A 25,418-nucleotide genomic window follows, 5' to 3' on the forward strand; every position below is an offset into this window, starting at 1 on the left:
TTCCAGGTAATACATATTGGCTAAGGAGCAGTGAAATGCGTGTGAACAACAGTTTAACCCCGCAAGATCTCAAGGCTTATGGTATCAATGACGTTCAGGATATCGTTTACAATCCAGACTACGACACGCTTTATCAGGAAGAACTTGATCCAAACCTGGAAGGTTATGAGCGTGGCGTGTTAACGAATCTGGGCGCCGTTGCAGTTGATACCGGTATCTTTACCGGACGTTCGCCAAAGGATAAGTACATTGTCCGTGACGACACCACACGAGACACTCTCTGGTGGTCCGACAAAGGTAAAGGTAAGAACGACAACAAACCGCTTTCCCAGGAAACCTGGCAGCATTTGAAAGGGTTAGTCACCCATCAACTCTCCGGCAAACGTCTGTTTATCATTGATGCTTTCTGCGGTGCTAATGCGGATACCCGCCTTTCCGTGCGCTTCATTACTGAAGTCGCCTGGCAGGCACATTTTGTCAAAAACATGTTCATCCGCCCGAGCGACGAAGAACTGGTTGATTTCAAACCTGATTTCATCGTGATGAACGGTGCAAAATGCACTAACCCACAGTGGAAAGAACAAGGTCTGAACTCCGAAAACTTCGTGGCGTTCAACCTGACTGAACGCATTCAGTTAATTGGCGGCACCTGGTACGGCGGCGAGATGAAGAAAGGTATGTTCTCCGTCATGAACTACCTGCTGCCGCTGAAAGGCATTGCATCGATGCACTGCTCAGCAAACGTCGGTGAAAAAGGTGATGTTGCAGTCTTCTTTGGTCTGTCCGGTACCGGTAAAACCACGCTGTCCACTGACCCGAAACGCCGCCTGATTGGCGATGATGAGCATGGTTGGGATGACGACGGCGTATTTAACTTCGAAGGCGGTTGCTACGCGAAGACCATCAAACTGTCTAAAGATGCTGAACCGGAAATCTACAACGCAATCCGCCGTGATGCCCTGCTGGAAAACGTCACCGTGCGCGAAGATGGCTCCATCGATTTCGATGATGGTTCCAAAACCGAGAACACCCGCGTTTCCTACCCGATTTATCACATCGACAATATCGTTAAGCCGGTGTCAAAAGCGGGTCATGCAACCAAAGTCATCTTCCTGACCGCCGACGCATTTGGCGTACTGCCACCGGTTTCTCGCCTGACGGCCGATCAAACGCAGTATCACTTCCTGTCTGGCTTTACCGCCAAACTGGCTGGCACCGAGCGTGGCGTTACTGAGCCAACGCCAACCTTCTCTGCCTGTTTCGGCGCAGCATTCCTGTCACTGCACCCAACGCAGTACGCAGAAGTGCTGGTAAAACGCATGCAGGCGGCTGGCGCACAGGCTTATCTGGTTAACACCGGCTGGAACGGCACCGGCAAACGTATCTCAATCAAAGATACCCGTGCCATTATCGATGCCATCCTGAACGGGTCGCTGGATGATGCGGAAACGTTCCGTCTGCCGATGTTTGACCTGGCAATCCCAACCGAACTGCCGGGCGTGGATACACGTATTCTCGATCCGCGTAATACCTACGCATCCCCGGAGCAGTGGCAGGAAAAAGCCAACGCGCTGGCGAAACTGTTTATTGAGAACTTCGAGAAGTACACCGACACCCCTGCAGGCGAAGCGCTGGTTAGCGCCGGACCGAAGCTGTAACGAAAAGTGCCGGATGGCGGCTTCGTCTTATCCGGCCTACAGCAACTGATAAGCGCAGCAACATCAGGCGGTTAGCGAAATAAAAAGGGAGGCATTTAGCCTCCCTTTTCTACGCGTCTTTCGTTGTCCCCTGCGCACGCGTGAAGGGCACCGGAAGCCAGGCGCGTATCGACAGCCCGCCCCGTTCACTGGTACCAATTTCCAGCATACCGTTATGGTTATCGATAATACGCTGCACAATCGCCAGTCCCAGGCCCGTGCCGCTGGTGCTACGCGCGCTATCGCCGCGTACAAACGGCTGGAACAGGTGTTGACGCTGTTCCGGTTTGATACCCGGCCCGTCATCTTCGACCTGGAACCAGGCGCGATGCGGTTCCATACCGCTGCTGACCTTAATCCAGCCATTACCGTAGCGGGCGGCGTTAACCACCATATTAGCAACCGCGCGTTTGATAGACAGTGGGTGCATCTTCACCTGAATGACGCCAGGACGTAATGCAGTATCAATTTCACGCTCGTAACCACTTTCTGCCGCGATCACTTCACCTAATACCGAGTTCAGATCGGCCATCTCCATCGGCATCTCCTGACCCGTTCGCAGATAATCGATGAACTGTTCGATAATGGCATTACACTCTTCGATGTCCTTGTTGATGGATTCCGCGAGGTATCCGTCTTCTTCGCCCATCATTTCCGTCGCCAGACGGATACGCGTAAGCGGGGTGCGTAAATCATGGCTCACGCCCGCCATTAACAGCGTACGGTCATCGGCCAGCTGTTTTACACCGGCGGCCATATGGTTGAAGGCTCGGGTCACAGAGCGCACCTCAGAGGCGCCATACTCGCGCAGCGGCGGCGGAATAATGCCTTTCCCTACCTGCAGCGCTGCATGTTCAAGATCCACCAACGGCCGGTTCTGAATACGGATAAATAGCCACGCGCCACCAATAGCCAGCAGCATGATCGCCAGCGTATAGCGGAACAGCGGTGAGAAGTCACCCTGATGGATTTCAGTGAGCGGCACGCGTACCCAGATGTTGGGCGACAGCCAGGTTTTCAGCCAGACGACAGGCGAGCTCTTGTTGACCTCAACACGTACTTCCGTTGGGCCACCCAGCTGCTGCGCCATCTGATGGCTTAAGAATTCATAGTGTTGCGCCCAACGCAGACCTGCTTCTTCAGCGGCTTCGTTGGAATAGAGGGAAATACCGAGCTCACGGTAAATTTCCCGACGAAATGCAGGTGGCACGACCAGTTGCGTACCGTCCTCCAGTTGCAGTTTATCAGTCATCAGCATACGGACTTCGTAGGCCAGGACCTTATTAAACTGCTGGAGGCTCGGCAGAATCGCGAAGTTCAGCACCACAAGGTAGGTCGTCACCAGGCTTGCAAACAGCAAGGTGACGATAAGCAATAACGTGCGAGCAAACGAACTTCGTGGCGAGAAGCGCATTCGCCTCATGCTTTAGAACCGTCCGGAACAAAAACGTAGCCCAGACCCCATACGGTCTGAATATAACGAGGATGAGCCGGGTCTTCTTCCACCATACGACGCAGACGAGAAATCTGCACGTCGATGGAACGTTCCATCGCGGAGTACTCACGACCACGCGCCAGGTTCATCAGTTTATCGCGGGACAGCGGTTCACGTGGGTGGCTTACCAACGCTTTCAGCACCGCAAATTCACCGCTGGTGAGCGGCATAGGCTCATCTTCGCGGAACATTTCACGTGTCCCCAGGTTCAGCTTAAACTTACCGAAAGCGATAACAGCTTCTTCCTGAGAAGGCGCGCCCGGCAGTTCGTTCGCCTGACGACGCAACACCGCGCGAATACGCGCCAGCAGTTCACGCGGGTTAAAAGGTTTCGGGATGTAATCGTCAGCACCGATTTCCAGCCCAACGATACGGTCAACCTCTTCGCCCTTCGCCGTCACCATAATGATCGGCATTGGGTTGCTTTGACTGCGCAGGCGGCGGCAAATTGACAGGCCATCTTCCCCTGGCAGCATTAAATCCAGAACCATCAAGTGGAAGGACTCACGGGTCAGCAGACGGTCCATCTGCTCAGCGTTTGCGACGCTTCGAACCTGGAAGCCCTGCTCGGTCAGATAACGTTCCAGAAGCGCACGCAAGCGCATGTCGTCATCGACCACCAGAATCTTATAGTTCTCTTGCATTGTTATTACTCCCAAAGGTTCGCAACAATTAAGTGTATATTCTTAAGAAAGCTCGCGTGAGTCACCAGCGAATTCTGGTATGAATTCCAGGCTAAATTGTTACAAAGCATATTAAACAGCAGCTTAAGTATACAATGTTTCTCGCAATACATTATTTATTCTGTTGATATGCTCACGTAATACTAATTGTGCGCATCATCACAGAGTCGAAGGTAAAACAATAAGATGAAAACGCCCCTGATAACCCGTGAAGGGTATGAAAAACTCAAACAAGAGCTCAATTATCTCTGGCGTGAAGAGCGCCCGGAAGTCACCAAGAAGGTTACCTGGGCCGCAAGTCTGGGCGACCGCAGCGAAAATGCTGACTACCAGTATAATAAAAAGCGCCTGCGCGAGATCGATCGTCGCGTCCGTTATTTGACCAAGTGCATGGAGAATCTGAAAATTGTCGATTACTCCCCACAGCAAGAGGGTAAAGTCTTCTTTGGCGCGTGGGTCGAGATTGAAAACGACAATGGCGATATCCGCAAATTCCGTATTGTTGGCTACGATGAAATTTTTGGCCGTAAGGATTACATCTCTATCGATTCCCCCATGGCGCGTGCGCTGCTGAAAAAAGAGGTCGGCGATCTCGCGGTGGTGAACACCCCTGCCGGGGAAGCCAGCTGGTACGTCAATGAGATCGAATACGTGAAGTGAGACCGGAACAATCCGAAGCCCCTGTAGATGACTGGCATTTTTGCCAGTCAGTCCGTATAACTATCCCCTGATTTTTTATCCTATAGACGAAGCTATCCATGATGAATGATTCTTTCTGCCGCATTATCGCAGGTGAAATTCAGGCTCGTGCAGAACAGGTAGAAGCTGCCGTTCGCCTGCTTGACGAAGGGAACACCGTGCCGTTTATCGCACGTTATCGTAAGGAAATCACCGGCGGTCTGGATGATACGCAACTGCGTAATCTGGAGACCCGTCTGGGGTATCTGCGTGAACTGGAAGACCGCCGTCAGGCGATCCTGAAATCTATCGGCGAGCAAGGCAAACTGACCGACGACCTGGCAAACGCTATCAACGGCACGTTAAGTAAGACCGAACTCGAAGACCTTTATCTGCCGTACAAACCTAAACGCCGCACCCGTGGGCAAATCGCCATTGAGGCCGGACTGGAGCCGCTGGCAGACCTGTTGTGGAACGCGCCGTCTCACGACCCGGAAACAGAAGCGGCCAAATACCTCAACGCCGACAACGGTGTGGCGGATACCAAAGCGGCCCTTGACGGTGCACGTTACATCCTGATGGAACGCTTCGCTGAAGATGCCGCACTGCTGGCGAAAGTGCGTGACTACCTGTGGAAAAACGCGCATCTGGTTTCCACCGTGGTAAGCGGTAAAGAAGAGGAAGGCGCGAAATTCCGCGACTACTTCGATCACCACGAACCGATTTCTACCGTGCCGTCTCACCGTGCGCTGGCTATGTTCCGCGGCCGTAACGAAGGCATCTTACAGCTGTCTCTAAATGCCGATCCGCAGTTCGATGAGCCACCGAAAGAGAGCCACGGCGAGCAAATCATTCAGGATCACCTTGGCCTGCGACTGAACAACGCACCGGCAGACAGCTGGCGTAAAGGCGTTGTCAGCTGGACATGGCGCATTAAGGTGCTGATGCACCTCGAAACCGAACTGATGGGCACTGTGCGCGAACGCGCGGAAGATGAAGCAATCAACGTCTTTGCCCGTAACCTGCACGACCTGCTGATGGCGGCCCCGGCCGGGCTGCGCGCCACAATGGGTCTCGATCCGGGCCTGCGTACCGGTGTAAAAGTGGCTGTTGTTGACGGTACCGGCAAGCTGGTCGCCACCGACACTATTTATCCACATACCGGTCAGGCTGCCAAAGCCGCCGTTGCCGTTGCAGCGTTATGTGAGAAGTACAACGTAGAGCTGGTAGCCATTGGTAACGGTACGGCGTCGCGCGAAACCGAACGTTTCTTCCTCGACGTACAGAAGCAATTCCCGCAAGTGACCGCACAGAAAGTGATTGTCAGTGAAGCCGGGGCATCGGTTTACTCTGCCTCTGAACTGGCGGCGCTGGAGTTCCCGGACCTCGATGTGTCGCTGCGTGGCGCAGTATCTATTGCTCGCCGTCTGCAGGACCCGTTGGCTGAACTGGTGAAAATCGACCCGAAATCTATCGGTGTGGGCCAGTATCAGCACGACGTTAGCCAGACCCAGCTTGCCCGTAAGCTGGATGCGGTAGTTGAAGACTGCGTAAATGCCGTCGGCGTTGATCTGAACACCGCCTCCGTCCCCCTGCTGACCCGCGTTGCCGGCCTGACCCGCATGATGGCGCAAAACATCGTCGCCTGGCGTGATGAGAACGGCCAGTTCCAGAACCGTCAGCAGTTGCTAAAAGTCAGTCGTCTGGGGCCAAAAGCCTTTGAACAGTGCGCGGGCTTCCTGCGTATCAACCACGGCGACAACCCGCTGGACGCTTCCACGGTTCACCCGGAAGCCTACCCGATAGTGGAACGCATTCTGGCCGCCACCGAGCAATCGTTGCGTGACCTGATGGGCAACAGCGACGCGCTGCGTCATCTCAAAGCGTCCGACTTCACCGACGAACGCTTCGGGGTGCCGACCGTCACCGACATCATCAAAGAGCTGGAAAAGCCGGGCCGCGATCCGCGTCCTGAGTTTAAAACCGCGCAGTTTGCCGATGGCGTAGAAACCATGAACGACCTGCTGCCGGGGATGATTCTGGAAGGGGCTGTCACCAACGTCACTAACTTCGGCGCGTTCGTGGATATCGGCGTTCACCAGGACGGTCTGGTACATATCTCCTCTCTGTCGAACAAATTTGTTGAAGATCCACACACCGTGGTGAAAGCGGGCGACATTGTGAAGGTGAAAGTGCTGGAAGTGGACCTGCAACGTAAGCGTATCGCGCTGACCATGCGTCTGGACGAGCAGCCGGGTGAAACCAATGCGCGTCGCGGCGGTGGGAATAACGAACGCACTCAGAGCAACCGCCCGGCACCAAAAGCGGCGAAACCGCGTGGTCGTGAGGCACAGCCTGCGGGCAACAGCGCGATGATGGATGCGCTGGCGGCGGCAATGGGTAAAAAGCGCTAAGTTTAAACCATGTGCCGGATGGCGGCGTAAACGCCCTGTCCGGCCGGGTTGGCGCAATTAATTCGTAGGCCGGATAAGACGCATGAGCGTCGACATCCGGCATATTTAATCTATGCCTCGCTTTGTTCCACAATATATTTATCACTTTATTAACAGATGAAACCTTAATTAAACATTAAGATCCCCAATAATTACTTCCGCGCATCCTTCGTTCCCAACCAGAATAAATATTGAGGAATATCAAAATTGGCTCAAATTATTATCCAATTGCACATTCCGTCACATTTATTCTATTGATGATAGAAACCATTCTCATTATCATTGATTTGTTGATTATTTACTCTTTCCTTACGTTGGCTAATCATCTGGTCTCATGCCGCCCTGTCGCCCCATGAGGTAATCATCCAGTTAGCGAGATATAAGTAGGTCCCTATGCAATTCACTCCTGACAGTGCGTGGAAAATTACCGGTTTTGCCCGTGAAATCAGCCCGGCTTATCGTCAGAAACTGTTGTCACTTGGCATGCTACCCGGCTCATCCTTCAACGTGGTACGCGTCGCCCCGCTCGGCGATCCTATCCATATTGAAACGCGTCGCGTAAGTCTGGTATTGCGTAAGAAGGATTTGGCGTTATTAGAAGTGGAAGCGGTTTCCTGTTAATACAGTGAGTCTATAAAAATGAAAAAACTAACCATTGGTTTAATTGGTAATCCTAATTCCGGCAAGACAACCTTATTCAACCAGCTCACCGGCGCGCGCCAGCGTGTGGGTAACTGGGCTGGTGTGACCGTCGAGCGTAAAGAAGGTCATTTCGCGACCACTGACCATCAGGTCACGCTGGTCGACTTACCCGGTACCTATTCTCTGACGACGATCTCATCTCAAACCTCTCTCGATGAGCAAATTGCCTGTCACTACATTTTAAGCGGTGATGCGGATCTGTTGATCAACGTGGTCGATGCTTCAAACCTTGAACGCAACCTCTACCTGACGTTGCAACTGCTTGAGCTGGGTATTCCCTGCATCGTCGCACTGAACATGCTGGATATTGCTGAGAAACAGCAAATCCGTATCGATATCGACGCCCTCTCCGCTCGTCTTGGCTGCCCGGTGGTTCCGCTGGTTTCCACCCGCGCCCGGGGCATTGAAGCACTGAAGCTGGCGATCGATCGCTACAAAGAAAACGACACCGTCGAGCTGGTCCATTATGCCCAGCCACTGCTGCAAGAAGCTGATACCCTCGCCGATGCGATGGCTAAAGATATGCCGCTTAAACAGCGCCGCTGGCTGGGCCTGCAGATGCTGGAAGGCGATATCTACAGCCGTGCTTACGCCGGTGATGCAGCACAAAATCTTGATGCCGCGGTTGCTCGTCTGAGCGAGACAATGGACGACCCGGCGCTGCATATTGCCGATGCGCGTTACCAGTGCATTGCCGCTATCTGCGATACCGTCAGTAATACCCTGACGGCAGAGCCGAGCCGTTTCACCACCGCGGTAGATAAAATTATCCTCAACCGCTTCCTCGGTCTGCCGATTTTCCTGTTCGTGATGTACCTGATGTTCCTGCTCGCCATCAACATTGGCGGCGCGCTGCAACCGTTGTTTGATGTTGGCTCCGTAGCGCTCTTTATCCATGGTATTCAGTGGATTGGCTATACGCTACATTTCCCGGATTGGCTAACCATCTTCCTCGCACAGGGCCTTGGCGGCGGGATCAACACCGTCCTGCCGCTGGTACCGCAAATCGGCATGATGTATCTGTTCCTCTCCTTCCTTGAAGACTCCGGCTACATGGCACGCGCCGCGTTTGTGATGGACCGTCTGATGCAGGCACTGGGACTGCCGGGCAAATCGTTCGTCCCGCTGATCGTCGGCTTTGGCTGTAACGTACCGTCGGTGATGGGCGCACGTACGCTGGACGCCCCGCGTGAGCGTCTGATGACCATCATGATGGCCCCGTTCATGTCCTGCGGTGCGCGTCTGGCGATTTTCGCCGTATTTGCCGCTGCATTCTTTGGTCAGAATGGTGCGTTGGCGGTCTTCTCACTGTATGTACTGGGTATCATCATGGCGGTGTTGACCGGCCTGATGCTTAAGCACACCATCATGCGTGGTGAAGCAACGCCGTTTGTGATGGAGCTTCCGGTGTACCACGTGCCGCACATTAAGAGTCTGATCATTCAAACCTGGCAACGTCTGAAAGGCTTCGTTCTGCGTGCAGGTAAAGTCATCATCATCGTCAGTATTTTCCTCAGCGCCTTTAACAGCTTCTCACTGAGCGGAAAAATCGTCGACAACATCAACGACTCAGCTCTGGCTTCCGTTAGCCGCGTTATTACCCCTGTCTTTAAACCGATTGGTGTTCACGAAGATAACTGGCAGGCAACCGTAGGTCTGTTCACCGGCGCGATGGCGAAAGAAGTGGTTGTCGGTACGCTGAACACGCTCTATACCGCAGAAAACATTCAGGAAGAAGAGTTCAACCCGGCAGATTTCCACCTCGGTGACGAGCTGCTCAGTGCGGTAGATGAAACCTGGCAAAGCCTGAAAGACACTTTCAGCCTGAGCGTGCTGGCTAACCCTATCGAAGCCAGCAAAGGCGACGGTGAAATGGCCACTGGCGCGATGGGCGTGATGGGCGAGAAATTCGGCAGCGCTGCTGCGGCATACAGCTACCTGATTTTCGTGCTGCTGTATGTACCGTGCATTTCAGTGATGGGCGCTATCGCGCGTGAATCCAGCCGTGGCTGGATGAGCTTCTCGATTCTGTGGGGCCTGAATATCGCCTACTCTCTGTCGACGCTGTTTTATCAGACGGTCAGCTACAGCCAACACCCGACCTACAGCCTGGTGTGTATTTTAGCTGTCATCCTGTTTAACATCGTATTGCTGGGTCTGCTACGTCGTGCCCGTAGTCGGGTGGATCTCTCACTGCTGGCAACCAACAGAACAGCGAGTTCCTGCTGTTCCAGCACGACTGGCGATTGTCACTAAGGTAATAAACAATGGCATCGCTTATTCAGGTTCGTGATTTACTGGCTTTGCGGGGGCGCATGGAGGCGAAACAAATTAGCCACACGCTGCATACCCCGCAGCCAATGATTGACGCCATGCTGAATCAGTTAGAGAAGATGGGCAAAGCTGTGCGGATTCAGGAGGATGCTGATGGGTGTCTGTCCGGAAGTTGCAAGAGTTGTCCGGAAGGCAAAGCTTGCCTGCGTGAGTGGTGGGCTTTGCGCTAATCAGATGCTCCTTGCCGGATAACGCTACGCTTATCCGGCCTACAAATGATGCAAACGTCCAGGCCGGATAAAGCGTTTACGCTGATATCCGGCTTTTTGCGTAATGGATTCCACTAAAAGGTCTTTGTTTCAGCAAAACAGATTTATCCTTCAGCCTGCCGCGCATCATTATCAACTCATGGATGATTACTGGCGACCAGGAAAGTAGAGTCTCGTCATCTTGTTTCTCAGGTGACGGATCGCCATGAATACTGACACTTCTACTACGCCACATGATGCGATTTTCAAAACGTTCTTAAACCACCCAGCGACCGCACGTGACTTTCTTCAGCTCCATCTTCCAGCCTCTTTGCAAAAACTGTGCGATCTGAAAACGCTACAACTGGAATCGGGCAGCTTTATTGAGGACGATTTGCGCGCATACTACTCTGATGTACTGTGGTCGTTAAAAACATGCGAAGGCGATGGCTATATTTACACCATCATTGAGCATCAGAGTACCGCCGATGCCCATATGGCGTTTCGGCTAATGCGTTATGCCATTGCGGTAATGCATCGGCATTTGGCTGCAGGCCACAAGAAACTCCCGCTGGTGATACCTATGCTTTTTTATCATGGCTCAGCAAGCCCATACCCCTACTCACTTTGTTGGCTGGACGAGTTTGATGACCCAAAATCCGCCAGACAACTTTATAGCACCGCGTTTCCACTGATCGATATCACCGTCGTGCCCGATGACGAGATCATGCAGCATCGCCGGATGGCGCTGCTGGAACTTATCCAAAAACATATTCGTAAACGCGATTTGATGGGGCTGGTAGAAAAACTGGCCATCCTGCTTGTTAAAGGACACGCTAATGACAACCAGTTGAAAGCCTTGTTTAATTATTTAATCCAGGCCGGGAACACCACACATTTTAGCGAATTTCTTCATGAAGTCGCCGAACGTTTACCCCAACATAAGGAAAAGTTGATGACTATCGCCGAAAGATTACGTCAGGAAGGGCACCTTAATGGTCTTCAGGAAGGTCATAGAAAAGGGTTAAAAGAGGGGTTACAAACGGGTCTGCAACAAGGTAAACGAGAGGAAGCTTTACGTATTGCATCAACCATGCAGGCTGATGGTATAGACCCGCTGACCATCTTCAGAATTACCGGTCTGACCGCTGAGGATCTGGCTACGCGTAGCCATTAATCTCAGGCCCGGCAAGCGTGGCTGTGCCGGGCAACGCAACGGATTTATAACCGCTGTTTTAACGCCCCCAGCGCGGCGCAAAACTCTGTAGGATGTGAGATAAACGGCGCATGAGCGGCTTTAGCAAACACCAGTGACTCACTCTTCGGCCACAGAGCATCCAGCATTGGCACCACTTTGCGCGGAACCAGGCCATCGAGATAACCGTATAAGCGCAGGAACGGCAGGTTTAACGCACAGAGCGGTTCACGTAGATCGACCGTTTTCAGGATCTCCAGTCCACCATTGAGCACGTCGACGTCCGGCATGGGGAGCGCTAGTACCGTTTTCTTCAGCGCCCGTGCATCCTGACGCGCGGTTTCCGTGCCCATCGTCTGCAATGCCAGAAAACGCTCTACCGTTTTCTGGAAGTCTTCGCTTAGCTGCTGCTGGAAGCCAGCCAGTACCTCTGGTTTAATGCCCGGCCACGTTTCGCGCGCGCTAAAACAGGGAGAAGAGGCAACCGTCACCAGCGCCTGAACGCGCTCAGGATGGGTCAATGCTACCTGACTCGCCACCAGACCGCCCAGACTCCAGCCGAGCCAGATGGCTTCCCCCGGAGCCTGTCTTAATACCCGTTCAGCCATCTCTTCCAGCGACATCGCGCCAAAACCCTGACTACGGCCAAATCCCGGTAAGTCGACAAGATGCAGTGTAAAATGCGAGCTCAGTTCCTCGCTTATGCAATGCCACACCTCTGCATTCAGTCCCCATCCGTGCAGCAGCACAAGATGGCAATTTCCCGAACCCTGGGTCTGCCACCAGATGTCATTCATCAGTTACTGTTCTCTTTTAGCTAACAAGGATGTCTCTATGCTAACAGTACCAGGATTATGCTGGCTATGCCGAATGCCGCTGAGGTTGGGGCATTGGGGGATTTGCTCTGTCTGCACACAGGCAATACGCCAGCATGACAGTCTGTGCCCACAGTGCGGACTACCAGCCATTCACACCTCGGTTCCCTGTGGTCGTTGCCTGCAAAAACCGCCGCCGTGGCAGCGCCTGGTTTCAGTCAGTGACTATGTTCCTCCAGTAAGCGGGCTTATCCACCAGCTTAAATTTTCACGACGCAACGAAATAGCCCCTGCGCTTGCACGTCTGCTGTTGCTGGAGGTATTGCAGGCCCGACGCACTCACGGTTCCCCCCTGCCAGACAGGCTCATCAGCGTACCGCTTTGGCAACGTCGTCATTGGCGCAGGGGATTTAATCAAAGTGACTTGCTATGCCGTCCTTTGGCACGTTGGCTGGGCTGTGACTGGAACAGCCAGGCCATAACACGGGTGCGGGCGACCGCCACACAACACCATCTCAGCGCCCGGTTACGCAAACGTAACCTGAAAAACGCCTTTCGCCTTGAATTGCCGGTGCAGGGACTCCATATGGTTATTGTGGATGATGTCGTCACTACCGGAAGTACCGTCGCGGAAATCGCGCAGCTGCTTTTACGCAACGGCGCGGCGACTGTCCAGGTATGGTGCCTGTGTCGAACCTTGTAGAGCCTCGATGATGGGCGTATTATAACCAAGTAAAATAGTCAACTATTAGGCCATTACTATGATCCATATTTCCGATGCTGCACAAGCGCACTTTGCCAAACTGCTGGCAAATCAGGAAGAAGGGACACAAATCCGCGTATTTGTGATCAATCCCGGCACGCCTAACGCTGAATGTGGCGTTTCTTATTGTCCGCCGGACGCCGTGGAAGCAACCGACACCGCCATTAAATTTGACCTGCTGACCGCATATGTTGATGAACTGAGCGCACCGTATCTGGAAGATGCAGAAATCGATTTCGTCACTGACCAATTAGGTTCTCAGCTGACCCTGAAAGCACCGAACGCAAAAATGCGCAAAGTTGCCGATGATGCGCCGCTGATGGAACGCGTGGAGTACATGCTGCAATCGCAGATCAACCCACAGCTGGCTGGCCACGGTGGCCGTGTCTCCCTGATGGAAATTACCGATGAAGGCTTCGCGATTCTGCAGTTTGGCGGCGGCTGTAACGGTTGTTCAATGGTCGACGTTACGTTGAAAGAAGGTATCGAAAAACAGCTATTGGCTGAATTCCCCGAACTGAAGGGCGTTCGTGATTTAACCGAACACCAGCGTGGCGAGCACTCTTACTACTAACGACCAGACCAGTAGAGTATTCGCAGCCCCGATCGTCGTCATCGGGCATTGATGCCGGATAGTCGCGTTAACGCGTTATCCGGCCTTCTACCTAACCGGGCCAACATTCCTCTGTTACATTCCTGCAATAAAACCCTCCATAATTTGACCAGCTTCTCATAATTTAAATTTTGCCTGCCCAGGTGATTTTCAAGCACAGTATGTTACCCGTATCATTCGTATCAGCACCCAAGACGCATATAACAGCCAGCTAAACTGATTAGTTTTACAGGCAATCAGCATTGGTGCTGTGAATACTCTGTTCCCGGTCGGGACAATCGGAATTTGTCATCTAAACACTGACGTTACCCATAACAAAGTAAAGGCCAGGTAAATCATGCCATTAGTCATCGTTGCTATCGGTGTAATCTTGTTACTCCTCCTGATGATCCGTTTCAAAATGAACGGTTTCATCGCTCTCGTCCTGGTGGCGCTTGCTGTCGGATTGATGCAAGGGATGCCACTGGATAAAGTCATTGGTTCTATTAAAGCCGGTGTCGGCGGAACCCTTGGCAGCCTCGCCCTGATTATGGGTTTTGGCGCCATGCTGGGCAAAATGTTGGCAGACTGCGGCGGTGCGCAGCGTATTGCGACCACGCTGATTGCTAAATTCGGCAAAAAACACATTCAATGGGCGGTGGTCTTAACCGGCTTCACCGTTGGTTTTGCCCTGTTCTACGAAGTCGGCTTCGTGCTGATGCTGCCGCTGGTATTCACCATCGCTGCTGCTGCGAATATTCCGCTGCTGTACGTTGGTGTGCCGATGGCTGCTGCGCTGTCCGTGACTCACGGCTTCCTGCCGCCGCACCCGGGTCCGACCGCTATCGCGACCATTTTCCACGCCGATATGGGTAAAACCCTGCTGTTTGGTACGATTCTGGCAATCCCGACCGTCATTCTCGCAGGTCCGGTCTACGCACGTTTCCTGAAAGGCATCGATAAGCCGATCCCGGAAGGTCTGTACAGCGCGAAAACCTTCACTGAAGAAGAAATGCCGGGCTTTGGCGTCAGCGTCTGGACCTCTCTGGTACCGGTCATTCTGATGGCCATGCGCGCCGTAGCAGAGATGATCCTGCCAAAAGGTCATGCTTTCCTGCCGGTTGCAGAATTCCTCGGTGACCCGGTTATGGCAACACTGATTGCCGTTCTGATTGCGATGTTCACGTTTGGTCTGAACCGTGGACGCTCGATGGATCAGATAAACGATACGCTGGTTTCCTCAATCAAAATTATCGCGATGATGCTGTTGATCATCGGTGGTGGCGGTGCCTTCAAACAGGTCCTGGTTGATAGCGGCGTCGACAAATACATCGCTTCAATGATGCACGGATCTAACGTTTCTCCGCTGCTGATGGCATGGTCTATTGCTGCGGTACTGCGTATCGCACTGGGTTCTGCAACCGTTGCAGCAATCACTGCAGGTGGGATTGTGGCACCGCTGATCGCGACCACCGGCGTAAGCCCAGAGCTGATGGTTATCGCAGTAGGTTCCGGTTCCGTCATTTTCTCCCACGTGAACGATCCTGGCTTCTGGCTGTTCAAGGAGTACTTCAACCTGACCATCGGTGAAACCATCAAGTCATGGTCAATGCTGGAAACCATTATCTCCGTCTGCGGTCTGGTAGGGTGTCTGCTGCTGGGTATGGTGGTTTAATCGAGACGGCTTGTAGGCCGGATAAGGCAAAGCCGCCATCCGGCCTACATACTACGAGCTATCACCATAAAAAAGCCGGGGAAATCCCCGGCTTTTTTACTTTTTCTTCGCAGCCGCTTTTCGCCGTCTGTCCAAATCCTTAATCAGCTTGTTCACCCCTTCATTGGCAAACATCTGCTCAAGCGTGGCGGTAAGCTTACGCCGCCAATTTTTGTACTGATCGCTGGTGCCCGGAATATTGACTGGTTCCGCCATATCCAGCCAGTCTTCAGGCTGTAGACCCAGGAGTGCACTGTTGCTGTCGGCGATATAACGCTGCATCCCGCGATTGAGGATCGGCGTCATCGACATCAGCGATGCCTTATGCCCGGCACGTTTTGGCAGACAACCGTACTTATGCAGCGCATCCAGCAACCCCTGCTTGGCCAGTTCCCGGTCCTGATACAACCCTCGCAGCACAACCTCATCCGGATACAGCCCCAGCGCTTTACCCAACGTCAAATCGCCGCTGTCCCAATAGCCTTTAAGCGTAGGAAGGTCATGCGTCGCCGCGACTGCCATTGATTGTTCCGGGTACGCTTTTGGCGCGCGGAAATTCTTCTCATGGTCATTCTCAAAATAGAGCACCTTGTAGGAATAGACACCGCTATCACGCAGTTTGCTGACAATCTCTACCGGCACAGTACCCAGATCTTCACCAATCACCATACAGTGATGGCGTTTACTTTCCAGCGCCAGAATAGAGAGTAGGTCATCAACCGGATAATGGACGTAGGCGCCGTGATCGGCAGTCTCTCCGTAGGGGATCCACCACAGGCGCAGCATCGACATCACATGATCGATACGCAACGCGCCGCAGTTCTGCATATTGGCACGCAGCAGTTCGATAAACGGTTCGTAGGCCCGTGCCGTGATGATGTGCGGATCCATCGGCGGCAGCCCCCAGTTTTGCCCAAGCGGCCCAAGAATATCCGGCGGCGCACCAACGGAGGCTTTCAGACAATACAGTTCACGGTCACACCAGGTCTCTGACCCACCTTCTGCCACACCAACTGCCAGATCACGATACAACCCAATCGGCATGGCAAAGCCCTGACTGGTTTCCCAGCAATCCGCAAATTGGGTATACGCCAGCCACTGCAGCCACAGGTAGAAATCCACCTCGTCACGATGCTCTGCGCAGAACTGTTTGACCTCCGGCGAATCTACCGACTGGAAAGCTTCCGGCCATACCGGCCATCCCCAGCGCAACGTATCCTCTTTCACCTGATGCGCATGCAGCGCATCAAAGGCTGCCTGCCAGTACAGGCTGTCGCCTTCCTGAGTCACAAACTGGCGAAATGCCGCCATCTGCTCATCATCACGAGCGGAGAAGCCTTTCCACGCCATGCGCAGCGCGGTCATCTTCAGTGCGGTAACGGCAGAATAATCAACCCATTCGGCATCCCGCGCACGTTGCAGGGCTTGCTGAGTTGTGGGTTTCAGCCACCAGCTTTGCGCCTCTTTGCTTAGATGAAAATCCTCCACTGCGTTGACGTCGATATAAATGACGTTCAACCAGCGACGCGAAGACGGACTGTACGGGCTGGCGCTCTCCGGATTCGCCGGATACAACGCATGAATCGGATTAAGACCGATAAACGCCCCTCCGCGTTTCGCCACGTCCACCAGCATGGTACGGAGATCGCCAAAGTCGCCAATCCCCCAGTTTTTCTCTGAACGCAGGGTGTAGAGCTGAACGCACGCGCCCCACAGTTTTTGCCCCTCCAGCAGCGCCTGCGGTTCATAACAGCGTTTTGGCGCCACAATGACGCGACAGTGGGTACGCAGCTCGCCCTGCGTCAATGTCAGCGTGTGATAGCCCTCCGGCAGTTTCGTCGGAAGGTGAAAAGATTTGCCGCCGGTGACATGCCCTTTGTGCTGTACGCCATCTTCAGTGGTCAGCAGCCAGCTAAACTCCCCGCGACCTTCAACCGCCAGTGGCATTTTCTTACCCGCGGTATACACCATGACATTGGGCACTGGCGTCACCGCCACCTGCGTGGCGGCGGTGGTGCGATGCATGGCGTCAAGCAAACGCCGCTTGGTTTCGGCGCCAATAGACTGCGGTTTACCGTGAGCGTTAATGTAATTGGGGCTGATCCCCGCCGCCAGCGCGGCATTATCCAGACGTTTGCTTTCCATCGCGATTCCTTAGCGTTTCGCCTGCCAGATACGAGCCTGATAATCGCGGATTGAGCGGTCTGAACTGAACATGCCGCAGCGCGCAGTATTCAGAATCGCCGCCCGTGTCCAGGCATCCTGGTCACGATACAACACGTCAACCTGCTTCTGGGCTTCAACGTAGGCTGCGAAGTCCGCCATCACCAGATACGGGTCACCGCCCTGCTTGCCGATACTGTGCAGCATCTGGTCAAAAGCATGCTTGTCGCCATCGCTGTATTTACCGCTTTCAAGCTCCTTCAGAATCGCATCCAGCACTTTGTCTTTCTTACGCCATTTCACCGGGTCATAGCCTTTCGCTTTCAGCGCCTTCACCTCTTCCACCGTGTGGCCAAAGATAAAGATATTCTCATCACCCACCTTCTCAGCGATTTCGACGTTAGCGCCATCCAGTGTACCCACCGTTAACGCGCCGTTCAGCGCCAGTTTCATGTTACCGGTGCCGGAGGCCTCTTTGCCCGCCGTCGAGATCTGCTCGGAGATATCCGCCGCTGGGATCAGCATTTCCGCCGCCGAGACGCAGTAATCCGGCAGGAACACGACCTTCAACTTATCGCCAACTTTCGGGTCGTTATTGATTGTTTCCGCTACCTTGTTGATGGCGAAAATGATGTTCTTCGCCAGGTAGTAACCCGGAGCCGCTTTCGCCCCAAACAGGAATACGCGCGGTACGCGATCCGTCTGCGGGTTTTCACGGATTTCTTTGTACAATGCCAGAATATGCAACAGGTTCAGGTGCTGGCGTTTGTACTCATGCAGGCGCTTGATCTGAATATCAAAGATAGCGTTAGTCGTTATCTCAATACCGGTACGCGCTTTAATAAACTTCACCAGCCGTTCTTTGTTCGCCAGCTTGATATCGCGGTACTGCTGACGGAATTTCGCATCGTCGGCGTATTTTTCCAGGTTAATCAGTTGGTCTAGATCGTTGGCCCACTCTTTTTTCAGCGACTTATCCAGCAGTGCTGCAAGCGCCGGGTTGCACTGCTTGATCCAACGACGCGGGGTAATCCCGTTAGTCACATTATGGAATTTGTTCGGCCACAGCTGGTGGTATTCCGGGAACAGATCTTTCACCACCAGATCAGAGTGCAGCGCCGCCACACCATTAACCGCAAAGCCGCTGACCACGCACATGTTGGCCATACGTACCTGTTTGTTGTGCACCACCGCCAGTTTCGCCCAGACTTCGGCATCGCCTGGCCAGGTTTTATCGACCAGTTTCTTGAAGCGGTCATTAATCTCTTTGATGATTTGCATATGACGCGGCAGCAGCGCCTTCACCAGCTTCTCATCCCAGCACTCAAGCGCTTCAGGCATCAGAGTATGGTTGGTGTAAGCAAACGTCTTGCTGGTGATCGCCCATGCATCGTCCCAGCTCATCTGATGCTCATCGATCAGCACGCGCAGCAGTTCAGGGATCGCAATAGTCGGGTGGGTGTCGTTCAGTTGAATAACTTCGTAGTCGGCCAGTTCGTGCAGTTTACGTCCTGCCAGATGATGACGGCGCAGAATGTCTGCCACGGAGCAGGCACACTGGAAGTACTGCTGCATCAGGCGCAGCTTTTTACCTGCCGTATGGTTATCGTTCGGGTACAACACTTTAGTGAGTTTTTCGGCGTCGATCCCCTGCTGTTCCGCACGCAGGAAATCACCGTCATTAAATTTGGTCAGGTTAAACGGGTGCGCATGAGTGGCCTGCCACAGACGTAGAGGTTGTGCCACGCCGTTGCGGTAGCCCAGTACCGGCAGGTCCCAGGCCTGACCGGTGATGGTGAATCCCGGCTCCCAGCGCCCGTCTTTGGTGACCTTGCCGCCAATGCCGACTTGCACATCCAGTGCTTCATTGTGGCGAAACCACGGGTAGCTGCCGCGATGCCAGTCATCCGGAGCTTCCATCTGTTGACCATCAGCAAATGACTGACGGAACAAACCGTACTGATAATTGAGGCCGTAACCCGTTGCTGACTGGCCAACCGTTGCCATCGAGTCGAGGAAACACGCTGCCAGACGCCCCAGCCCCCCGTTCCCCAACGCCGGATCGGTTTCTTCTTCCAGCAAGTCGGTCAGGTTGATGTCGTGTGCTTTCAGCTCGTCGCTCACCGCCTGATACCAGCCCAGATTGAGCAAGTTGTTCCCCGTCAGACGACCAATCAAAAACTCCATTGAGATGTAGTTAACATGACGCTGATTTTTTGCCGGTTTCACCGCAGGCTGGGCACTGAGTAATTCAGCCAACGCCCCACTCACGGCCTGCCACCACTGGCGCGACGTCATTTCGTGAGCCGACGATAAACCGAAGCGCTGCCACTGACGTGTCAGGGCAGCCTGAAATTGATCTTTGTTGAAAGTAGGCTGTGACATAGGGATTCCAGGTCCTTAGGTAATAAACAACGTTATCGCTAGTTTGCCAGGCTCGTTGTTGACCTTCCTCATCCTGGCAGGGATTAGGCAGGGAGGAGGAGCGGGGATGAGCGTTAAAATGTGATCGCCGCCACTTTAAGAGGGGGTGTTATGGCCGATAAATACGCAGGTTATCCGCATACCCTCTGAAATGCATCGCGGTTTTCGCATTAATCAAAAGAGATTATCCAGACAATATCAAACAGGAAGATGACATTTAGAAAAAATATGTAAACGGAGAAATAGTTTCTAACCTGAAATACATATTCTGCTTGAGATATTTCACATGAAAGTTTTAAGTCGAGCACAAAATTCATCGACTTTTATTCATCGTTACAGTAACCACATAAAAAAAGAGGAATTATTCCACCCCATAAAAATAACGCTGGAACCAGTCACCATGCCTGTTGCGACTCTTTAAAACAATTATTGCAATAGATGTATAGATTTGTGACATAGTGCAAAATCAGACACACAAAAAGTCCGCTTAGCTTGCAATAAATCCCGATCTGGCCGACCTTATATCTATTAATTACGAAGCGCAAAAAAAATCGTTTTCCCCCATATTCACACAGTGAAGTGACTAACTTATGTTGATTCCGTCTAAATTAAGTCGTCCGGTTCGACTCGACCATACGGTGGTTCGTGAGCGCCTGCTGGCTAAACTTTCCGGCGCGAACAATTTCAGGCTTGCCCTGATAACAAGTCCTGCTGGTTATGGAAAAACAACGCTTGTTTCACAATGGGCGGCGGGGAAGAACGAATTAGGCTGGTACTCCCTGGATGAAGGCGATAACCAGCAAGAGCGCTTCGCCAGCTATTTGATTGCGGCAATCCAACAGGCGACCGGTGGGCACTGCACCACCAGCGAAGCCATGGTGCAAAAACGCCAGTATGCCAGCCTGACCTCACTGTTTGCCCAGCTGTTCATTGAACTGGCGGAGTGGCATCGTCCACTCTATCTGGTCGTGGATGATTATCATCTGATCTCCAATCCAGCCATCCACGAAGCAATGCGTTTTTTCCTGCGCCATCAGCCGGAAAATCTGACGTTAGTCGTGCTGTCGCGTAACCTACCACAACTGGGCATTGCCAACCTGCGCGTACGCGATCAACTGCTGGAAATCGGCAGCCAGCAGCTGGCCTTTAACCACCAGGAAGCCAAACAATTTTTTGACCGCCGCCTGTCCTCCCCGATTGAGGCTGCGGAAAGTAGCCGCATGTGCGATGACGTTGCAGGCTGGGCCACGGCGTTACAGCTGATCGCCTTATCTGCCCGTCAGAACAACCATTCTGCCCACCAGTCGGCACGACGTCTGGCCGGTATCAACGCCAGCCATTTATCCGATTATCTGGTCGATGAAGTCCTGGACAGCGTCGATATCGGAACCCGTCATTTCCTGCTAAAAAGCGCCATCCTGCGCTCGATGAACGATGCGCTGATTGTTCGGGTCACGGGTGAAGAAAACGGCCAAATGCGGCTGGAGGAAATTGAGCGGCAGGGATTATTCCTGCAGCGGATGGATGATGTCGGCGAATGGTTTAGCTATCACCCGCTATTTGGCAGTTTTTTACGCCAGCGTTGCCAGTGGGAGTTAGCTACCGAACTTCCCGAAATACACCGCGCCGCCGCTGAAAGCTGGATGGCGCAAGGTTTTCCGACCGAAGCCATCCACCACGCGCTGGCGGCAGGTGACGCCCATATGCTGCGCGACATTCTGCTGAACCATGCGTGGGGACTGTTTAACCACAGCGAACTGGCATTACTTGAAGAGTCATTGAAAGCTCTGCCGTGGGAAAGCCTGCTGGAAAATCCACGCCTGGTGCTGCTGCAGGCCTGGCTGATGCAAAGCCAACACCGCTACAGCGAAGTTAACACCCTGCTGGCTCGCGCAGAGCAGGAAATGAAAGGCGATATGGAACAGACGCTACATGCCGAATTTAACGCTTTGCGTGCGCAGGTAGCGATTAACGACGGCAACCCGGACGAGGCAGAACGTCTGGCAAAACTGGCACTGGATGAATTACCGATTGCCTGGTTTTATAGTCGTATCGTTGCCACGTCAGTGCACGGTGAAGTCCTGCACTGTAAAGGCGACCTCACGCGTTCTCTGGCGTTGATGCAGCAAACAGAGCAAATGGCGCGTCATCATGACGTCTGGCATTACGCGCTGTGGAGTCTGATCCAACAAAGCGAAATTTTATTTGCCCAGGGCTTTTTACAGGCCGCCTGGGAGACGCAGGAAAAAGCGTTCCAGCTGATTAAAGAGCAGCATCTGGAACAGCTGCCGATGCACGAATTTCTGGTGCGCATCCGCGCGCAACTCCTGTGGGCATGGGCGCGTCTGGATGAATCAGAAGCCTCTGCCCGCAGCGGTATTGAACTGCTTGCAACCTTCCAGCCGCAGCAACAGCTTCAGTGCCTGGCGCTGCTGGTTCAGTGTTCACTGGCTCGGGGCGATCTTGATAACGCTCGCAGCCTGCTCAACCGTCTGGAAAACCTGCTGGGCAACGGCCACTATCACAGCGACTGGATCTCCAACGCCGATAAGGTGCGCGTCATTTACTGGCAAATGGTCGGTGACAAAAACTCCGCCGCCAACTGGCTGCGCCACACGCCGAAACCAGAATTCGCTAACAACCACTTCCTGCAAAGCCAGTGGCGTAACATCGCCCGCGCACAGATCCTGCTGGGTGAGTTTGAACCGGCAGAAATTGTGCTGGAAGAACTAAACGAAAATGCGCGTAACCTGCGCCTGATGAGCGATCTTAACCGTAACCTGCTGCTGCTTAACCAGTTGTACTGGCAAGCGGGGCGTAAAAATGATGCACAGCGGGTGTTGCTCGATGCCCTGCAACTGGCGAACCGCACCGGGTTCATCAGCCACTTTGTGATCGAAGGCGAGGCCATGGCGCAGCAGCTACGCCAGCTGATTCAGCTCAACACATTGCCGGAACTTGAACAGCATCGTGCGCAGCGTATTTTGCGCGAGATTAACCAGCATCACCGCCACAAATTCGCCCACTTTGATGAAGGGTTCGTTGAACGCCTGCTCACCCACCCGGACGTCCCGGAGCTGATCCGTACCAGCCCGCTGACCCAACGTGAATGGCAGGTTCTCGGTCTGATTTATTCTGGCTACAGCAACGAGCAGATTGCCGGTGAGCTGGCTGTTGCTGCGACGACCATTAAGACGCATATCCGCAACTTGTACCAAAAGCTTGGCGTGGCGCACCGCCAGGATGCGGTGCAACATGCGCAGAAGCTGCTGAAAATGATGGGGTATGGCGTTTAGTTAACGCCTGATGCGCTACGCGTATCAGGCCTGGAATTCGCTTAGCACAGCTCTAACTGGATATGATGGTCAGCAATGACCTGCATCACGCCAGCAGGCGGCAGCGTGTCGGTATATACCGCATCGACCATGCTGATACTGCCCATGTTCACCATCGCATTACGACCAAACTTCGAATGATCCACCACCAGCATCACATGACGTGAATTATCAATAATGGCGCGTTTGGTGCGAACTTCGTGATAATCAAACTCCAGCAGCGAACCATCGCTGTCGATACCGCTTATCCCTAAGATGCCAAAGTCCAGACGGAACTGTGAAATAAAGTCGAGGGTCGCTTCGCCCATAATCCCACCATCGCGGCTTCGCAGTTCGCCACCGGCCAGAATAATGCGGAAGTCCTCTTTTGCCATCAGCGTATTCGCCACATTGAGATTGTTGGTCACAATGCGCAGGTTGCTGTGATTAAGCAGCGCATGAGCGACCGCTTCCGGCGTGGTGCCAATGTCGATAAACAGCGTGGAGCCGTTCGGGATCTGCGTGGCAACTTTACGGGCAATACGCTCTTTTTCCGCCGTCTGTGTCGCCTTACGGTCATGCCACGGGGTATTCACAGAACTGGACGGCAACGCTGCGCCACCATGATGGCGCAGAATCATGTTCTGATCGGCCAGATCGTTGAGATCCCGGCGAATCGTTTGTGGGCTGACGGAGAAATGCTCCACCAGCTCTTCGGTGCTGACATATCCCTGTTTTTTTACCAGCTCGATGATCGCGTCATGTCGTTGTGTTTGCTTCATTAGTGTTCCCTGAAATTTTGCCGGATGCGCTAACGCTTATCCGGCCTACAAAGTTCGTTTCCGCACATTCATCGTATCGGCAAACGCCATTGCCAGACCCACGGCCAACCCGGCGATATGAGCGCCATTCGCCATCGACATGCCGAATAGATCAAACCAGCCGGCAACAATCCAGATCAAAGCAAAGATAATCAAACCACGCTGCAGGAAAATACCGCTTTGCGGATCACGCTCGCCGCGCAACCACACATAGCCCATCAGCGCATATACCACGCCAGACAACCCACCAAACCACGGGCCGCTAAATTTCTGCTGAACATAGCCGCTCAACAGGGCGCTGATCACGGTAATAACAATCAGTTTTCCACTACCCAGACGCTTTTCAACCGCACCGCCGAGATACCACCACCACAACAGGTTGAACAGAATGTGCATCAGAGAGAAGTGCATAAACGCGTGGGTGAAATAACGCCAGAATTCAAATTTCAGCGTAGGATCAAACGGCCATGCCAGCCAGAGCATAACCGCCTGGTCACCCATCACATTCATTGCGATAAACACCAGCACACACGCGGCCATCACCGCCCAGGTCACCGGACCCGCACGTTCGCGTAACGTGGCAAGAAACGGATAGCGTTGATAGCGCAAACCACTGTCGGTCTGGCCCGACTGCCAGCTTGCCGCCAGATAACGCGGATCGCCCGGATTCTCCAGAAAACGCGCCAGTTCAGCCCGCACGCGCTCGGCCTGGGACTCATCCGCCAGCCAGACATCCGTTTGCTGATGTTGTTGAATCGTCAGAATAACGCCCTGTGTCGCCATGTAATCAACAAACGCCTGCGCCACGCGGGGGTTAGCAAAAGAGGTAATCATCAACATTGTTGCTGTCGCTTCATCCACACAAAAGAGGACAGTATATAGACCCAGCCTGTTTCAGGCTGCATCTTTGTTAGCTTACGAACCAAACGTCACTTCTGCCGGAAAATGTCGATGCCAGGCATCAAAGCCGCCGTCGACGCTGTAAACCGCATCATAACCTTGCTGAAGCAGATACTGCGCCGCACCTTTACTGCTGTTGCCGTGATAGCACATCACCATCACGGCGGTATCGAAATCGTGGTCACGCATAAACGTTCCCAGCGTATCGTTTGTCAGATGAAACGCCTGGGGTGCGTGACCCATCGCATAACTTTGCGGATCGCGAATATCCACCAGCACCGCCATTCCGTGCAGTAGTTTCTGATGGGCTTCTTCGACATTGATACATTCAAACTGATCCATGGTGTTCTCTTTTTAAGTTCTACTTATGTTCTGGCAGGTAACCAATATTACCCTCCAGTGTACGTTGCCTGAGCAGGTAAACGCCATAATGTTATATGTATCACTGTAAATTGTTTATCCGATGTTACCAATGGCGCGATTCTTT

General features: G+C 53.2%; 19 protein-coding genes. 11 read left to right on the top strand and 8 right to left on the bottom strand.

Annotated features, from left to right (window positions below):
• Positions 1-35: 35 nt before the first annotated feature.
• Positions 36-1,658 (top strand): phosphoenolpyruvate carboxykinase (ATP), encoded by a 1,623-nt coding sequence (gene pckA / locus NNO02_RS05115; RefSeq protein ID WP_271454334.1) that lies wholly within the window; start codon positions 36-38, stop codon positions 1,656-1,658.
• Positions 1,659-1,767: 109 nt separating this feature from the next.
• On the opposite strand, the gene envZ is transcribed toward pckA, so the two are convergent.
• Positions 1,768-3,120, bottom strand: a complete 1,353-nt coding sequence (gene envZ, locus NNO02_RS05120; RefSeq protein WP_271441390.1) for a two-component system sensor histidine kinase EnvZ — start codon at positions 3,118-3,120, stop codon at positions 1,768-1,770.
• The gene (gene ompR / locus NNO02_RS05125; protein ID WP_001157751.1) at positions 3,117-3,836 is read right to left on the bottom strand and encodes an osmolarity response regulator transcription factor OmpR; all 720 of its coding nucleotides are present in this window, start codon (positions 3,834-3,836) and stop codon (positions 3,117-3,119) included. The genes envZ and ompR overlap by 4 nt, the downstream gene beginning before the upstream one ends.
• Before the next feature lie 225 nt (positions 3,837-4,061).
• Between ompR and greB the strand changes: the two genes are divergently transcribed.
• The 6 genes from greB to NNO02_RS05155 all read left to right on the top strand — a co-directional run bounded on the left by greB (position 4,062) and on the right by NNO02_RS05155 (position 11,407).
• Positions 4,062-4,535, top strand: a complete 474-nt coding sequence (gene greB, locus NNO02_RS05130) for a transcription elongation factor GreB (protein ID WP_137383524.1) — start codon at positions 4,062-4,064, stop codon at positions 4,533-4,535.
• A gap of 98 nt (positions 4,536-4,633) precedes the next feature.
• Entirely contained in the window at positions 4,634-6,967 is a 2,334-nt protein-coding gene (locus tag NNO02_RS05135; protein ID WP_271454335.1) for a Tex family protein, read from the top strand.
• A gap of 432 nt (positions 6,968-7,399) precedes the next feature.
• Complete coding sequence (gene feoA, locus NNO02_RS05140; RefSeq protein ID WP_003023519.1) at positions 7,400-7,627, top strand: ferrous iron transporter A; 228 nt, start codon at positions 7,400-7,402, stop codon at positions 7,625-7,627.
• Between the two features lie 18 nt (positions 7,628-7,645).
• Complete coding sequence (gene feoB, locus NNO02_RS05145; RefSeq protein ID WP_271454336.1) at positions 7,646-9,964, top strand: Fe(2+) transporter permease subunit FeoB; 2,319 nt, start codon at positions 7,646-7,648, stop codon at positions 9,962-9,964.
• 11 nt (positions 9,965-9,975) lie between these two features.
• A complete protein-coding gene (gene feoC / locus NNO02_RS05150; RefSeq protein ID WP_038634895.1) occupies positions 9,976-10,212 on the top strand; it encodes a [Fe-S]-dependent transcriptional repressor FeoC in 237 nt (78 codons plus the stop codon).
• 244 nt (positions 10,213-10,456) lie between these two features.
• A complete protein-coding gene (locus NNO02_RS05155) occupies positions 10,457-11,407 on the top strand; it encodes an Rpn family recombination-promoting nuclease/putative transposase (protein ID WP_271441387.1) in 951 nt (316 codons plus the stop codon).
• Between the two features lie 44 nt (positions 11,408-11,451).
• On the opposite strand, the gene bioH is transcribed toward NNO02_RS05155, so the two are convergent.
• Complete coding sequence (gene bioH, locus NNO02_RS05160; protein ID WP_271454337.1) at positions 11,452-12,222, bottom strand: pimeloyl-ACP methyl ester esterase BioH; 771 nt, start codon at positions 12,220-12,222, stop codon at positions 11,452-11,454.
• Between the two features lie 37 nt (positions 12,223-12,259).
• Here bioH and gntX point away from each other — a divergent pair, with 37 nt between their 5' ends.
• From gntX to gntT, 3 genes are all read left to right on the top strand, one after another.
• Positions 12,260-12,943 (top strand): DNA utilization protein GntX, encoded by a 684-nt coding sequence (gene gntX / locus NNO02_RS05165; RefSeq protein WP_271454338.1) that lies wholly within the window; start codon positions 12,260-12,262, stop codon positions 12,941-12,943.
• A 58-nt stretch (positions 12,944-13,001) separates the two neighbouring features.
• On the top strand, positions 13,002-13,577 hold the full coding sequence (gene nfuA / locus NNO02_RS05170) for a Fe-S biogenesis protein NfuA (RefSeq protein WP_005121621.1): 576 nt from the start codon (positions 13,002-13,004) through the stop codon (positions 13,575-13,577).
• Positions 13,578-13,953: 376 nt separating this feature from the next.
• Entirely contained in the window at positions 13,954-15,270 is a 1,317-nt protein-coding gene (gntT, locus tag NNO02_RS05175; RefSeq protein ID WP_271454339.1) for a gluconate transporter, read from the top strand.
• Between the two features lie 96 nt (positions 15,271-15,366).
• Here the strand turns inward: gntT and malQ are convergent, their stop codons facing one another.
• Positions 15,367-17,454 carry a 4-alpha-glucanotransferase gene (malQ, locus tag NNO02_RS05180; RefSeq protein WP_271454340.1) on the bottom strand — a complete coding sequence of 696 codons (2,088 nt, stop codon included), beginning with the start codon at positions 17,452-17,454 and terminating at the stop codon, positions 15,367-15,369.
• A gap of 9 nt (positions 17,455-17,463) precedes the next feature.
• Positions 17,464-19,857 carry a maltodextrin phosphorylase gene (malP, locus tag NNO02_RS05185; protein WP_271454341.1) on the bottom strand — a complete coding sequence of 798 codons (2,394 nt, stop codon included), beginning with the start codon at positions 19,855-19,857 and terminating at the stop codon, positions 17,464-17,466.
• A 629-nt stretch (positions 19,858-20,486) separates the two neighbouring features.
• On the opposite strand from malP, the gene malT reads away from it, so the two are divergent.
• A complete protein-coding gene (gene malT / locus NNO02_RS05190) occupies positions 20,487-23,192 on the top strand; it encodes an HTH-type transcriptional regulator MalT (protein ID WP_202037548.1) in 2,706 nt (901 codons plus the stop codon).
• A 41-nt stretch (positions 23,193-23,233) separates the two neighbouring features.
• Here malT and NNO02_RS05195 read toward each other — a convergent pair whose 3' ends face one another.
• From NNO02_RS05195 to glpE, 3 genes are all read right to left on the bottom strand, one after another.
• Positions 23,234-23,992 carry a DeoR/GlpR family transcriptional regulator gene (locus NNO02_RS05195; RefSeq protein WP_271454342.1) on the bottom strand — a complete coding sequence of 253 codons (759 nt, stop codon included), beginning with the start codon at positions 23,990-23,992 and terminating at the stop codon, positions 23,234-23,236.
• A gap of 45 nt (positions 23,993-24,037) precedes the next feature.
• Positions 24,038-24,871 carry a rhomboid family intramembrane serine protease GlpG gene (gene glpG / locus NNO02_RS05200; RefSeq protein WP_271448670.1) on the bottom strand — a complete coding sequence of 278 codons (834 nt, stop codon included), beginning with the start codon at positions 24,869-24,871 and terminating at the stop codon, positions 24,038-24,040.
• Between the two features lie 75 nt (positions 24,872-24,946).
• The gene (glpE, locus tag NNO02_RS05205; RefSeq protein ID WP_005121614.1) at positions 24,947-25,273 is read right to left on the bottom strand and encodes a thiosulfate sulfurtransferase GlpE; all 327 of its coding nucleotides are present in this window, start codon (positions 25,271-25,273) and stop codon (positions 24,947-24,949) included.
• Positions 25,274-25,418: the final 145 nt, after the last annotated feature.

This window comes from Citrobacter sp. Awk 2, from assembly GCF_028069815.1.
GTDB lineage: Bacteria > Pseudomonadota > Gammaproteobacteria > Enterobacterales > Enterobacteriaceae > Citrobacter.